Origin of the sequence: Streptomyces cacaoi, from assembly GCF_006539165.1 — a bacterium.
In the GTDB taxonomy this organism is placed as follows: Bacteria; Actinomycetota; Actinomycetes; order Streptomycetales; family Streptomycetaceae; genus Streptomyces; species Streptomyces cacaoi.
Genome location: NZ_BJMM01000006.1, coordinates 145,926 through 159,899, shown reverse-complemented (window position 1 = coordinate 159,899; position 13,974 = coordinate 145,926). Strand labels below are relative to the sequence as shown.

Here is a 13,974-nt window from a genome sequence, read left to right as displayed (position 1 = left end):
TCGCCGAAGCAGCGGAGAGGAGTCGCATTGACCGAGAAGTCCGTCACCGAAGAGGTCGTCACCGCACAGGGCCGGATGCGCGGCACCTGGGAGGAGGGGGTCCGGGTGTTCCGCGGTGTGCCGTTCGCGGCCGCGCCGGTCGGACCGCTGCGCTTCCGCCCGCCCCAGCCGGCACCGGCGTGGGAGGGGGTCCGCTCGGCGGTCGCGCACGGCCCGGCGTCGTACCAGTTCAACGGCGTCAACGAGGAGGCCGTGGGCCGGCTGATCGCCGAGCTCGATCCGGGCGCTCCGGGGATCATGGCGTGGCCGTCCTACACCAACGCCACCTACCGCCACGACCACGCCGACGAGGACTGCCTGTACCTCGACATCTGGGTGCCCGAACTGCCCGAAGGCGCCTCGGATCTGCCCGTCTACGTCTACTACCACGGTGGAGCGAACGCGGTCAGCTCCGGCTCGTTCACCCTGGAACGGGGCGCGCAGCTCGCGCGCAGCCAGCAGGTCGTCGTGGTCCGCCCCAACTACCGCCTCGGCGCGCTGGGTTGGGTGCACTTCGGGCTGATCAGCGACGCCCTGCCGGAGGCGGTCAACCTGGGCGTGCAGGATCAAGTGGCCGCGCTGCGCTGGGTGAACGAGAACATCGCCGCGTTCGGCGGTGATCCCGGCCGTGTCACCATCGGCGGCGAGTCGGCGGGCGGGACCGCGGTCTCGCACCTGCTGACGCTGCCGGCGGCCCGCGGCCTGTTCCGGCGCGCGGTGCTCCAGTCGCTCTCGCCGTTCAACCCGTGGTGCACCCAGGAGCGCCCCGAGGCCGAGACCGTGGCACGGCTCTACCTCGAACTGCTCGGGCTCGACGATCCCGCGCAGCTGGCCCGGATCGAGCCCGACCGGCTGCTGGCGGTCGGCAACATCCTGACCCGCTGGTTCCCGCCGGACGCGGCCCTGGCGTGGCGTCCGCTCGGCGGCGTGGTCGACGGCGACTGGATCCCGGAAGCACCGGCCCGGCACCTGGCGGAGGACCCGCTCGACCTCGACGGCGTGGAGGTCGTCATCGGGTTCGCCAAGGACGAGTGGCTGTTCTTCCGCGGCCACTCCGACACCGTGCGCCACGGCACCCGCGACGATGTCCTCGCCGTGCTCAGCCAGGTGTTCGGCGACCGCGCCGCCGAGGTGTACCGCCGCTACCAGCGGCTCCACCCCGACCACACCGAACCCGGCCGCATCCTGTCCGATGTGATGTCGTTCGCGTTCTTCAAGTTCTCCTCGCTGCGCATCGCGCAGAACATGGCCGCGCAGAACATCCCGGTGCGCGCGTTCCAGTTCTCCTACGAGCTGCCGGGGCTGGAGGGATCCCTGCACGCGGTCCACACCGGCGACATCCCGTTCCTGTTCGGCAACCACACCGAGGCCGACCTCGCCTGGTGGCCCGCCTTCGACGGCATCGACCGCGACGAACTCGCCCGTGTCTCCGCCGAGGCGATGGACCTCTACGGTGCCGTCATCCGCGGGGAGGATCCCGGCCCGGCCTGGCCGCGCTTCGGCTCCGGAGACGACACGGTGCTCTGGCTCGGCCGCACGATCGAACCCCGCCCGGGCCTGCTGCGCGCCGAACTCGACACCTTCACCGACCACGGCGTCACCGACGTGAGCACGCTCGAAGACACCCTGACCGGCAACCTCCGCGCCCGCATCGGCCGACGTCCCGGGCCGGGGGTGTCCTGACCGGTCAGGAGGCTGGGCCCCGGGGCGTGTGACGCCCCGGCCGCCGGCCGGCAGCAGCCTGCGCGCTTTTCGCCCTTATCGTGCACCTATGCACAAGAATGCCGCCGCCGGCCGGGAACGGTGAGGACATGGGGAGCGCAGCCGATGGGGCGGACCTGCTGGGTGCCGCCCTGGACCGGGCCGTGCGGGCAGCCGACGCGTCCCTGGGAACGCTCCATCTGCTGGCGGCGGACGGGGAGACGCTCCCGCTGACGGCGGTGAGCGGCCTGCCCGTGCAGGTGACGGCGCCCTGGGCACGGTTGTTCCTGCGGGATCCCCTGCCCCTCACCGAGGCCGTACGCGAACAGCGCCTGGTGTGGATCGCCAGCCACGCCGAACTGGCCCGGCGGTTCCCGAGGTCCGCGCTGCTCATCCCCTACGAGTCCGCGCTCGTCGCCGCGCCGGTCACCGGCCCCGCCGCACGGGGCGTGCTCGCCCTGCACTGGCCCGGTTCGCACTCGCCGCAGCTGAGCGCGAAGAGGCGGAGCGCGGTCGATACGGCCTGCGCCGACCTGGGCTCCGTGCTCGGCTCCGCGCCCGACGGGCCGCCCGGGCCCCCGCAGGCGCCGCGGGCGGTTCCGCGCACGCGGCCCGCGCGACAGCCGGGCGGAGCCGACGCCGAAGCGGAACTCGTCGACCGGCTGCCGGGGAGCTACTGCGCGGTGGACACGGCAGGCCGGATCACCTTCGCGGGCGCCGCGGCCGCCGGTCTCGCCGGCCGCGGCGCCCGCGATCTGCCGGGGCTCTCGCTGTGGGAGGCGTTCCCGTGGCTGGACGATCCGGTCTTCGCGGAGCGCTACCGCGCGGCGGTGCTGAGCCGGCAGACCGCCTGCGCCACCGTCGAGCGCGCGGCGCACCAGCGGGTGGCCTGCCACCTCTACCCGGACGCCTCGGGCGTCAGCCTCCGCCTCGCCCCCGCCGGCCCGGCGGACACGGCGGACCGGCCGGGCACGGAGGACCTCGACGGCCTGGGCGCGCCGAGCCGGGCGGTCTCGCTCTACGACCTGATGCAACTGGCCGCTTCGCTGGCCGAGGCCGTCAGCGTGCAGGACGTGGTGGAACTGGGCGCCGACCGGATCGTGTCCGCGTTCGGTGCGCAGGGCGTGGTCGTGTCCGTGGCCGACGGCGGCAAGCTGCACGTGGTCGGCCACCGCGGCTACCGGCCCGAGGTCATCGAACGCCTCGATCACGCCCCTTTCCGGGACCCGGACGCTCCCACCGTGCGCGCGCTGACCACCGGAACGCCCCTCTTCTACGCCTCGCGCCGGGAGATGACCGAGGTCGATCCGGCCATCCCGGGGGTGACCGGACGGGAGGCGTGGGCCTTCCTCCCCCTGACCGTCTCGGGCCACGCCGTCGGCGCGTGTGTCGTCTCCTGGGACCGGCCGCACCCGTTCAGCAACGACGAGCGCTCCGTGCTGACATCCGTCGCCGCCCTGATCGCCCAGGCCCTGGACCGTGCCCGCCTCTACGACGCCAAGCACCAGCTCGCACAGAAGCTCCAGACGGCGCTGCTGCCCTCGTCCCTGCCGCGGGTGCCCGGTCTGGACGTGGCCGCGCGGTATCTGCCCGCCTCGCACGGGATGGACATCGGCGGCGACTTCTACGACGTCATCCGCTGCGACGAGACGGGCGTCGCGGCGACCATCGGCGACGTCCAGGGGCACAGCATCAACGCGGCGGCCCTGATGGGCCAGGTACGCACCAGCGTCCACGCCACCGCCGGAGTGCCGCCCAGCGATGTGCTCTCCCGCACCAACCGTCTGCTCACCGATCTCGACACCGGCCTGTTCACCAGCTGCGTGTACGCCTCCCTCGACCTCGTCCACCACCGCGTCGACCTGGCCAACGCGGGCCATCTGCCGCCGATCCTGCGCCGTCCCGACGGGCACACCGAGGTACTCGACCCGGAGCCCGGGCTGCTGCTCGGCATCGACCGCGACACGGAGTACCGGACCACCGCCCTGCACCTGCCTCCCGGCGCGATGCTCGCCCTGTACACCGACGGGCTCGTCGAAGTCCCCGGCACGGACATCGGCGACGCCATCGCCGCTCTCGCGGATCTCCTGTCCCGCACACCGCAACAGTCCCTGGACGGCGTCGCCGACGCGCTCATCCGCCCGCACGAGCACACCGATCACCGGCCCGACGACATCGCGCTGCTCCTGCTGCGCATGTCACCGGACGGCGGGTGACGCGCTAGCAGATCCGGGCGCGAGCGGGAAGGGTCGCGACGTTTGTCGATCTTGCGGGGGATTCGCACGGTTCTCTGAGACATCGTTTGATTGTCCGCAACCGGCATGCCCGCCACGCTGGGAGACGTACCGCTCGGCGCGGCCAACTGCCGCCTCCGGGCGGGTGGTTCGGTATGCGTCCCGGGAGACGGCCGACTCCGGGCCGCCCGGCCGGTTCACAAGGAGCGCCATGGTGACGCGAGTAACGGATCCCCTGCTCCAGCCCTTCACGCTCAAGAACCTCACCCTGCGCAACAGGGTGGTCAGCACCTCGCACGAGCCGGCGTTCGGGGAAGCGGGCATGCCCCGGGACCGCTACCGGCTGTACCACCTGGAGAAGGCGCGCGGTGGGGTCGGGCTGACGATGATCGGGGGCTCGGCGGTCGTCTCGCCCGACAGCCCTCCGTCGTTCGGCAACCTGCTGCTCCACCACGACGAGGTGGTGCCCTGGTTCCGGCGGCTCGCCGACGACGTGCACGACGCCGGCGCCGCCGTCATGTGCCAGATCACCCACCTCGGCCGGCGCACCAGCAACTACACGGGCGACTGGCTGCCGGTACTGGCCGCCTCGCGGGTGCGTGAACCCGCCCACCGCGCCTTCCCCAAGGAGGCCGAGCCGTGGGACCTGGACCGTGTCGCACGGGACTACGCGGACGCCGCCGCCCGCTGCGCCGCCGGCGGCCTCGACGGCGTCGAGATCCAGTCCTACGGCCACTTCCTGGACGGGTTCCTCTCGCCGGCGACGAACCACAGGACGGACGAGTACGGCGGCAGCCTGGAGCACCGCATGGCCTTCCCACGCCGCGTCATCCGCGCCGTCCGTGCCGCGGTCGGCCCGGACTTCGTCGTCGGCATCCGCATGTCGCTGGACGAGGCCCGGCCGGGAGGGCTCGGCTTCGACGAGGCGCTGACGGCGCTGGGCGCCTACATCGACGACGGCGTCGACTTCGTCAGCACCATCCGGGGCACCATCGACAGCGACGCGAGCCTGGCGGAGGCGATTCCGTCCATGGGCACGCCCTCGGCGCCGTTCCTCGACTTCACCGCCGAGGTCAAGCGGCGCATCGCTGTGCCGGTGATGCACGCCGGCCGCATCGCCGACGTCGCCACCGCGCGGTACGCCGTGCGGGAGGGCCTGCTCGACCTGGTCGGCATGACCCGGGCGCAGATCGCGGACCCGCACCTGGTGGCCAAGGTGGCGAGCGGCGCGGAGGACCGCATCCGGCCGTGCGTCGGGGCGAGTTACTGCCTGGACGCGATCTACGACTCGGGCGACACCAAGTGCGTCCACAACCCGGCGACGGGACGCGAGCAGCGGCTGCCGCACACGATCGCTCCGGCGGCCGAGCGGAAGAAGGCCGTGGTCGTCGGCGGCGGGCCCGCCGGGCTGGAGGCGGCCCGTGTCCTGGGCGAACGCGGGCACGAGGTCGTCCTGTTCGAGGCGGGCGACCGGCCCGGCGGGCAGATCCGCGTCGCCGCGGCGAACAGCCGCCGACGGGACCTCCTCGGCATCGTGGACTGGCGCGTGGCCGAATGCCGGCTGCTCGGCGTCCGGTTGCGCCTCGGGACACCGGCCGAGGCGGACGAGGTGCACGCGGAACACCCGGACGTCGTGCTCGTCGCCACGGGAGGAGTGCCCGACGTCTCCTTCCTCGCGGAGGGCTCCGACCTCGTCGCCGACACCTGGGACGTGCTCACCGGCTCCCTGCGCCCCCGCGGCGAGGTGCTCCTCTACGACGACAACGGCGCCTGCCCGGGCCCGGACGCCACCGAAGTGCTGGCCCGCAGGGGCGTCGGCGTCGAGTACGTCACCCCGGAGCGCACCCTGGCACCCGATGTGGGCAGCATGAACTCCCCCGCGTACCTGCGGGCGTTCGCCGAACACGGGGTGCGCACCACGCTCGCGCACCGGCTGACGTCCGTACGCCGCGCCGCGGACGGGCGTCTGACCGCGACGCTGCGCAGCGCCTACGCGGACACCGAGTCCGAGCGGACCGTGGACCACGTGGTGGTCGAGCACGGGACGCTGCCCAACGCGGACCTCTACACCCGGCTGCTCCCCGGCTCCAGCAACCTCGGACGGGTGGACCATCGCGCGCTGCTGGCCGGCCGGCCGCAGCGGGACATCACCCACCCCGAGGGGCGCTACCAGCTCTTCCGGATCGGGGACGCCGTCGCCAGCCGCAACATCCACGCCGCCGTGCTCGACGCGCTGCGGCTGTGCCTGCCGATGTGACCCGGCCACCGCAGGGCGGGCGCCCGGCGTTCCGGCGCCGCCCCGCCGGCCGACACCACGAGCCGGCACCAGAGAGGAGTACAGCGTGACACCACAGGAAGCGACCGCGCCGCGCACCGGCAGCACCCGGACCGCGGAGGCGGTGGCACGACGGGCCGCCGGGCACAGCCTGGAGGGCCCCTTCTACACCGACCCCGACTTCTACGACCTCGACCTCGCGGCGGTCTTCGCACGGCAGTGGATCTTCGTGGCGGTGGACGCCGAACTGCCCGAACCCGGCGACCGCACCACGGTGGACATCGGCCCGTACGCCCTGCTCCTCGTACGCGACGACCAGGGAGACCTCCGGGCGTTCCACAACGTCTGCCGGCACCGCGGCGCCCGCCTCCTGGACGGCGACGGCGGCACCACCGGGAATCTGGTCTGCGGCTACCACAAGTGGACCTACAGGACCGACGGTTCGCTCCTGCACGCCCCCTCCCAGCCGGACGACTTCGACCGCGGCCGCTACGGGCTCAAGCCGGTGCACGTACGCAGCGTCGGCGGCCTGGTGTTCGTCTGCCTCGCCGCACAGCCGCCCGCCGACTTCCCCGAGGTCGCCGCCCGCATCGAGCCGTACCTGCTCCCCCACGGGTTGCGCCGGGCCAAGGTGGCGGCCCGCACCGACCTCGTCGAGGAGGGCAACTGGAAGCTGGTGATGGAGAACAACCGGGAGTGCTACCACTGCGACGGCCACCCCGAACTGCTGCGCACCTTCTTCCCCACCTACGGCTACACCGAGGAGAACCTCCCCGCCCGGCTGCGCCCCGCGCACGAACGCCGTCTGCGCGCCGAAGCCGAAGTACACGCCACCTACGAACGGTTGGGGCTGCCGTACGAGCTCATCGAGGAGCTGGACGACCGCGTCACCGGGTTCCGTATCCAGCGCGCCGCGCTCGATCTGGCCGGGGAGTCCTTCACGCCGGACGGCCGGGCCGCCTGCCGGCGTCTCCTGGGCGACCTGCCCACGCCCCGGCTCGGGCACCTGGCGCTGCACCTCCAGCCCAACTCCTGGTTCCATGTGCTCGGCGACCACGCGATCACCTTCAGCGTCCTGCCGCTGGCCCCGGACAGGACACTGCTGCGCACCACCTGGCTCGTCCACCCACAGGCCGAGGAAGGCGTCGACTACGACCCCGGCACCCTCATGAGCGTCTGGACCGCGACGAACGCCCAGGACGCGCGCCTCGTCGCCCGGGCCCAGCGGGGAGTCGCCGGCCCCGCGTACGAGCCGGGCCCGTACGCGCCCTCCGAGTACCAGGTCGAGGCGTTCTGCTCCTGGTACATCGCCCGGCTGCGCTCCGAACTGCACCGCGAGGAGCCGCATCCATGACCGGGACGTCCACCCTCCCCGGCTCCGGCGCCCTCCCGGCAGCGGCCCCACTGCCACCCGCGGACGGCGCGGCGGCCGAACACCTGCTGGTCTGCAAACAGGTGCACCGCGTCACCCACGACATGACGACGTTCTCCTTCGAACCCGCCGAGCCCCGGCTCTTCCGGCACGACCCGGGCCAGTACCTCGTCTTCTCCTTCGAGATCGACGGCCGGCGGACCGATCGCTGCTACACCCTCTCCTCGCCTCCGTCGCGTCCCCACCTCGCCGCGATCACGGTGAAGCGCGTCCCCGGCGGACGGGTCTCCACCTGGCTGCACGAGCACTTCGCACCGGGCGATGTGGTCCGCGCCCGCGGGCCGTTCGGCCGGTTCTCCCCCGCCCGGCACCCGGCGCCCGCCTACCTCTTCCTCTCCGGCGGCAGCGGGATCACCCCGTTGATGTGCATGACGCGGACCCTGCACGACCTGGCGTCCCCGGCGGACGTGGTGTTCGTGCACAGCGCCCGCACCCCCGACGACATCCCCTTCCGGCAGGAGCTGGAACTGCTCGCCGCCACGGCGGAGCGCCTCCGGGTCGTCCACGTCTGCGAGTCGGACGGGGCGACGGAACGCTGGAGGGGACACCGCGGCCGTCTCACCCCGGACACGCTGCACCGGATCGCCCCCGACTTCCTCCACCGCGAGGTGTTCACCTGCGGACCGCCCGGCTATATGCGGGCCGTACGCGACATGCTGTCCGCCGCGGGCCTCCCCCGGGGCCGCTACCACGAGGAGAGCTTCGAGGCGGTGCCCCCGGCCGGCACACAACCGGCCCCGGCGGACGGGCCGTCGACGGCGAGCACGCAGCCGACGCAGGCACGCGCGCCCGTCCCGGCACACACCGGCGCCCCCGCCCGCACCCCGCCCACGACGGGCGTCCCGACGGCGGCCACCGGGGCAGGCGACGACGAAGCCACCGGATTCGTGGTGGAGTTGTCCCGCAGCGGAAGGCGCATCACCTGCGCGGCCGGTACCTCCGTGCTGGAGGCGGCGGCCCGGGCAGGCATCACGCTGCCCTCCTCGTGCGGGGAGGGAGCGTGCGGGACCTGCGTGACCACCCTGCAACAGGGCTCGGTCGACATGCACCACCAGGGCGGCCTCGGCCCCCGCGAGGAGGCCCGCAACCAGATCCTCCTGTGCTGCTCGACGCCCCGGGAGAACCTCGTCATCGACGCCTGACCGGACGGCCCCGCTTCAGCGCCCGTCGCCCGTCCCGCGCCTGGTGGCGAGCCGAACCGGCCGGTGGGGGGTGGAGGGCACCGACAGCGGGTTGCCACACTGGTCGACGTGGACGCGACAGAAACCAAGAACAGCCTCGGACACGCCGACCGGCCCCACTCGGAGCCGGCGCAACCGCCCCTGCCCGTCTGGGTACCGCCGGTGTGCGCGGTCCTGTTCGGCGCCGGCGTAGCCCTGCAAGCCCCCAACGATGCCCGGCCGGGCCTGATGGCCCCCTTCCTGGGGCTCGCCCTGGCCCTCGCCGGCTGGGCACTGCTCAGAGTCGTCCGCTCCCGCCAGGGTGTGCCGCGGCGCCACCCCGTACCGCGGCTCCGCGTAGCCGTCGTGGTCATCGTGCCCGCGCTCCACTACTACGCACTCCAGAGCACGGCAGATCTGCACTGGCTCTACAACACCCTGGGCGTCGCGGTCGCCGGATTCCTCTGGTACCGGCTGCAAAGGAAGCCGCGGCAGTGAACCTCCTCCGCCCCGTGCCGAGCGGGTAGCGCGCCCGCTCGGCACGGAGGACCTGCCAGGACGAGGCCCCCGGTCGCCGATGTGGTGCCACGACCCTTCACACCGACGACCGGGGGTCCTGTCGGTTCCGCATCCCACCGCCGCACTCGACATCCCCCACGAGCTGGTCGCGCACATCTCCCGGCTCATCCACACACGATGACCCGAACTGCGCTCGTTCCAGCGAAGGTTGGGCTGCTGCACGCGAGCCGCGCCGCTCCCTGAGCTCCAGGAGCCGATCTCTCGCTCCACGGCCGACAGGCAGCGCTCCGGCCGCGACTGCCGCTGTCCCTCTCCCGAAGCACTGGCAAATTCGCACATCCATTGCCCCGCTCCCCTGTACCGCTCACACACAAAGCGGCCATTGCTCCGCCTTCTCCCCCACCCGTCACTTCGTCGGACAGCCGAATTCGGCGAAACCGCAGGTCGGCAACCGCGCCTCGCCGCGCCGGTCACAGATCGACGGTCGCAATACCGTGACTCAGCGCCGCAAAGGCACGGAGGGCACCAACCGCCCTGTGCCATCATGACGCTGGTTCACCGACAGCTCACATCTACGGGGGGCTCGTGTCTGACGGCGACGCACCGGAAGACCGATCGACAAGCGGCGGGGCCCCGGGGGCTTCCGGGGGAAGCGAACCGGAGCAGCACCAGAATTCGGGCCCAACGTCTTGTTCCAGCTCTACTGCGGGCACTGCACCGGCCCCGCCACCGACGAGAGCGGACACCCACGCGGATGGGACAGATGAACGACTCTCCCGCCTCGTCGCTGATGTAGCGCTGCCGGGAGTGGCCGATTCACCGCCCTCGGCGAGGCGTAGGAGAATCTTGGTATCACTGGCCGTGGCCATCGCGCTTGCCCTTGTGGGCTGGGCGTTCACATACATGCTGGACTACTTCTCCACTGAACGCACGGCCCGTCACGCCAAGGACGTGGACGAGAAGATCGAAAAGGAAGAACCTGCTTTCACCGCAAGCACCAGGGTGGACCCTCCTCCACCCGACAGCCAGGTGGTCCTGTTCGACCATCCACTCACCTCAGCGGAACGTAAATATCTCACAGGTCTTGACCTGGAGGAGGGTAAAGATGAACCGGACCTCAAGAACTTCGTGAAATCGCACCACGGCAAGAGACTTGCGTTCCCGGGAGACAAAGTCGGCGGATACTCGAAGACATGGCTCATCGACTTCTTCAGCGGAAGAACGGAAAGCCTGACCATCTCCGGCGTGCACGCCGAGAACATCGACTGCAAGCCGGCCGCAGCGAAGGCCATGATCCTCTTCCCACCGCAGGGAGTGGGAGATTACAGCACGATGCTGTTCAAGCTCCCCGACAATACACCACCCATCATCGGCGGCGACCTCCAAGTAGAAGGAGTCGGGGAACCCTACTTCAGCCACAAGAAGATCGACTTGGGGAACGGGGCCACCCCGGGCGGGGTACGCATGGAGGTCTCCTCCGGGACGCAGGACTGCGCATGGGAATTCGAGGCGGAGTACCGGGACTCTCAAGGAGCACATGAGCAGCGCTTCAAAGACGGGAAAAAGAGGTTCTTCACAAGGGGCGTTCCGGCCCGACCGCAGCAGGTGTTCATGTACGCCGCGGACAAATTCTCTATCACTGACTGCCAGAAGAAAAGGGAGGAAGGCTGTGACTGGCGTTCGTGGGTCACCTGACACTCCTCCTCAAGCCTGAAGCCGGTCCCGGGGCAGGAGCGGGCAACGGAAGGCGCCCCGGCGTCACCAAGCACGACCGGCAAGGGAGCGAGCGGTATGCAGCGGTCATGCGGGCGCCTCGGAACGACGTCCTCAGCTCCCTGATGCCCTCCGTAACGCTCCACCGGCGGCAGGGGAATCCATCTGCGCTCGGAGCCCGCACGCTCCCTGCCCCACGCTTCCCACGCCGCAACTCGCGTGGCAGCAGGAACAGTCGAGCCGGCCGTCAACTGCTCGTCCCCTCGCACGTATCCGGTCGTCACAGTGCGATGAGCTGGTGGAGGGGTCTCCCGCCGCCCGGCACTCCGGATACGGTCCGCGCCCGGCGCCGCTCCATCGAGCGGGCTCGATGGTCTGCGCCTCGGGCCGCGGCCAGGTGTCTCACGGAAGATGCCGACGACTGAGGTCGAACGGGCCATCGGCAGGAGACGAGGAGACGCCGAAGCACACCGCCCACTCGCCAGCCAGGCCAATGGCCGCCACCACGGACATGTTGCGGTGAATGCGCACAGCAGCCCCGGCGGGTTGCTCGACGCCTCTTCCGCCTTTGCCGTGGACGAGGAGGGGTCCGGCGGCAACGCCGCGGCGAGAGCCTGCCCCTCTCGGAGCCGCCCGTTCGCCGGGTGACACCGAGCGGGCGAGGATGGAGGCCGGAGGTGGTCGCCTGTGAGTCGCCCCGGAGAGAGGCGGCGAGCGGCACGGATCCTGGCCTGCTGTGCGCTGCTGACACTGGCGGCCTCGGTGGCGGTGGTGCTTCTGGCGGTGGTCGAGGCCGGGCCACTGATCGTCCTGAGCGGGCTCGTGGGCATCGTCGGGCTCGCCGTGGGCCTGTGGTGGCTGGTCGCCTGCCGTGGAGCACTCCGAGTCTGCGGCGCGGTCCTCGCGGTCGGTGCGCCCGCGGGGGTGCTGGTCCACTACATCGGTGTGGGGGTGTGGATCCACGCGCTCGTGGCCCTCGGGCTGGACGGGGTGGCGGTGCTCTTCGGGTGGGGCGCCGTGCGTGCCACCGGGAAGGCGTACGTGATGCGCGGCAGGGCCGCACCGCCGCCCCGACGGCCGGTCCTGATCATGAATCCGAAGTCGGGTGGCGCGAAGGTCGGACGCTTCGGGCTCGTGGAGCGGGCCGAGCAGTTGGGCGCTCAGGTGCACCTGCTCGACACCCGGGCCGGGACCGACGTGGAGGCGCTGGCACGCACGGCCGTCGCGGACGGCGCCGATCTGCTCGGGGTGGCGGGCGGCGACGGCACGCAGGCGCTGGTCGCCGCGGTGGCCGCCGAGCACGACCTGCCCTTTCTGGTGATCTCCGCCGGGACGCGCAACCACTTCGCCATGGACCTCGGCCTCGACCGCGCGGACCCCGTCCGCTGCCTCGACGCCCTGACCGACGGCGAGGAACTCCGGGTCGATCTGGGCTCGGTCAATGGGCGGCCGTTCGTCAACACCGTGTCCTTCGGGGTGTACGCGGACATCGTCCAGCGACCGGAGTACCGCGCCGCGAAGACGGAGACCGCCCTCGGGCTGCTGCCCGAACTGCTCGAAGAAGCGAGCGGGCGGGTCGACGCGACCGCCGGTCAGAAGCGGCTCGTCGGACAGCAGGCGGTCCTGGTGAGCAACAACCCCTACGCCACCCAGGATCCACTGGCCGGGGGCCGCAGGCCCGGACTCGACCGCGGGAAGCTCGGCGTGATCGGCCTTCGGGTGGAGAACGCGGCACAGGCGGCCGACCTCGCCGTGCGGGGAGAGCGCGCGCCGGGGCTGACCGTTCAGACGGCGCGGAGAGTGGAGATCACCGCCGGGGCCGACACCCTGCCCGTCGCCGTGGACGGCGAGGCGCTGGCCCTCTCCCCACCCGTGGTCTGCACCGTGCGCCGACACGCGCTGCGCGTTCTCGTCCCCCGTGTACGGCCCGGGAGCGTGGCGCCGAGCTCGCCGCTGAACTGGCGGTGGATCACCGCCCTCGCCCTGGGGCGGGCGCGGTGAGGCCGTCCGGGGAGGAGGGGGCCCTCCCTGCCGTCACCGGTCTCGCCGCCAGTGGCACCGCGGCCGACAGGGACGGGCGGCGGCACAGACCCCGGTCGGCGACGCTGCGCGGGCGTATCGACGCCACGCTCCGCGACCTGCGTGCCCTGGACGGAGCCGTCTACGCGGCGGTGGCCGCGACCCCCGCGCCCACGCTCGACACGGCGCTGCGGCGGCTGTCCCAGGCGGCCGACCACTCCAGGATTTCGTTCGCCCTCGCCGCCGCCCTCGCCACCGTCCCGGGCCGCCCCCGGCAGGCAGCGGCCGCGGGCGTCGGGGCGATCGCCGTCGCCTCCGCCTCGGCCGATCTGGTCGGCAAGCGCCTGGTTCGCAGGAGCCGTCCCGACCGGGAGGCGGCCCGGGTGGCCATGGCCCGGCACGTGCCCATGCCGGCCTCGGCCTCGTTCCCCTCCGGACACACCGCCTCGGCCGTCGCGTTCGCCGCCGCCGTCGGGTCCGTCCTGCCCCTGGCCGGGCCGCCGCTCGGCCTCCTGGCAGCCGCCGTCGGGTACTCGCGCGTCCACACCGGCGTGCACTATCCCGCGGATGTGGCCGCGGGCGCGCTCCTCGGCCTCGCGAGCGCCGCCGCGGTACGGGAGTGTGCAACTTGCCGGCGGATCCGGTGACCGCTGGACACTCCCACGTCGGGTCGCCACGGCGGCTGATCCGGCATGGACCGCACGGGAGTCGGTTCGCACAGCCGCGAAACCGCGCCTGACTGGTGCGTGCGGCTCTGGTTTCGGTGTGCGGTCCCCGCGGTGTCGATCGGGTCGGTCGCGGTCCGGCCCGGCCGGGCCTGACGCCTTTCTCCCCGACGACGCCGATGAAGCCGCCCGGGGCGCACGGCGGTCGCTGGAGGTG

Annotated in this window: 9 protein-coding genes; all 9 read left to right on the top strand. The window is 72.2% G+C overall.

The features are described 5' to 3' along the window. Positions 1 to 27: 27 nt before the first annotated feature. The 9 genes from SCA03_RS08285 (at position 28) to SCA03_RS08245 (ending at position 13,739) form a co-directional block, all read left to right on the top strand. Positions 28 to 1,722 carry a carboxylesterase/lipase family protein gene (locus SCA03_RS08285; RefSeq protein ID WP_230988538.1) on the top strand — a complete coding sequence of 565 codons (1,695 nt, stop codon included), beginning with the start codon at positions 28 to 30 and terminating at the stop codon, positions 1,720 to 1,722. Between the two features lie 128 nt (positions 1,723 to 1,850). Next, positions 1,851 to 3,956 carry a PP2C family protein-serine/threonine phosphatase gene (locus SCA03_RS08280; RefSeq protein ID WP_086815505.1) on the top strand — a complete coding sequence of 702 codons (2,106 nt, stop codon included), beginning with the start codon at positions 1,851 to 1,853 and terminating at the stop codon, positions 3,954 to 3,956. A gap of 229 nt (positions 3,957 to 4,185) precedes the next feature. Further along, positions 4,186 to 6,231, top strand: coding sequence for an NADH:flavin oxidoreductase (locus SCA03_RS08275; protein ID WP_086815504.1), 2,046 nt, complete (start codon positions 4,186 to 4,188; stop codon positions 6,229 to 6,231). An 85-nt stretch (positions 6,232 to 6,316) separates the two neighbouring features. Continuing rightward, positions 6,317 to 7,603 carry an aromatic ring-hydroxylating oxygenase subunit alpha gene (locus SCA03_RS08270; protein WP_086815503.1) on the top strand — a complete coding sequence of 429 codons (1,287 nt, stop codon included), beginning with the start codon at positions 6,317 to 6,319 and terminating at the stop codon, positions 7,601 to 7,603. Next, positions 7,600 to 8,823 (top strand): FAD-binding oxidoreductase, encoded by a 1,224-nt coding sequence (locus SCA03_RS08265; RefSeq protein WP_141275281.1) that lies wholly within the window; start codon positions 7,600 to 7,602, stop codon positions 8,821 to 8,823. Before SCA03_RS08270 ends, SCA03_RS08265 begins: the two co-directional genes overlap by 4 nt. Before the next feature lie 108 nt (positions 8,824 to 8,931). After that, positions 8,932 to 9,339: a hypothetical protein gene (locus SCA03_RS08260; RefSeq protein WP_051845833.1), complete on the top strand. Its 408-nt coding sequence runs from the start codon at positions 8,932 to 8,934 to the stop codon at positions 9,337 to 9,339. A gap of 867 nt (positions 9,340 to 10,206) precedes the next feature. Next, the gene (locus SCA03_RS08255; protein WP_141275280.1) at positions 10,207 to 11,055 is read left to right on the top strand and encodes a complement C1q domain-containing protein; all 849 of its coding nucleotides are present in this window, start codon (positions 10,207 to 10,209) and stop codon (positions 11,053 to 11,055) included. Positions 11,056 to 11,760: 705 nt separating this feature from the next. Then, on the top strand, positions 11,761 to 13,074 hold the full coding sequence (locus tag SCA03_RS08250) for a diacylglycerol/lipid kinase family protein (protein WP_230988537.1): 1,314 nt from the start codon (positions 11,761 to 11,763) through the stop codon (positions 13,072 to 13,074). A 104-nt stretch (positions 13,075 to 13,178) separates the two neighbouring features. Next, positions 13,179 to 13,739 carry a phosphatase PAP2 family protein gene (locus tag SCA03_RS08245; RefSeq protein WP_051855371.1) on the top strand — a complete coding sequence of 187 codons (561 nt, stop codon included), beginning with the start codon at positions 13,179 to 13,181 and terminating at the stop codon, positions 13,737 to 13,739. Positions 13,740 to 13,974: the final 235 nt, after the last annotated feature.

What these genes read in the sequence shown, in the direction of transcription:
- SCA03_RS08280 (WP_086815505.1), top strand. Translation starts at nt 1,851, where the DNA reads ATGGGGAGCGCAGCCGATGGGGCGGACCTGCTGGGTGCCGCCCTGGAC.
- SCA03_RS08275 (WP_086815504.1), top strand. Translation starts at nt 4,186, where the DNA reads ATGGTGACGCGAGTAACGGATCCCCTGCTCCAGCCCTTCACGCTCAAG.
- SCA03_RS08265 (WP_141275281.1), top strand. Translation starts at nt 7,600, where the DNA reads ATGACCGGGACGTCCACCCTCCCCGGCTCCGGCGCCCTCCCGGCAGCG.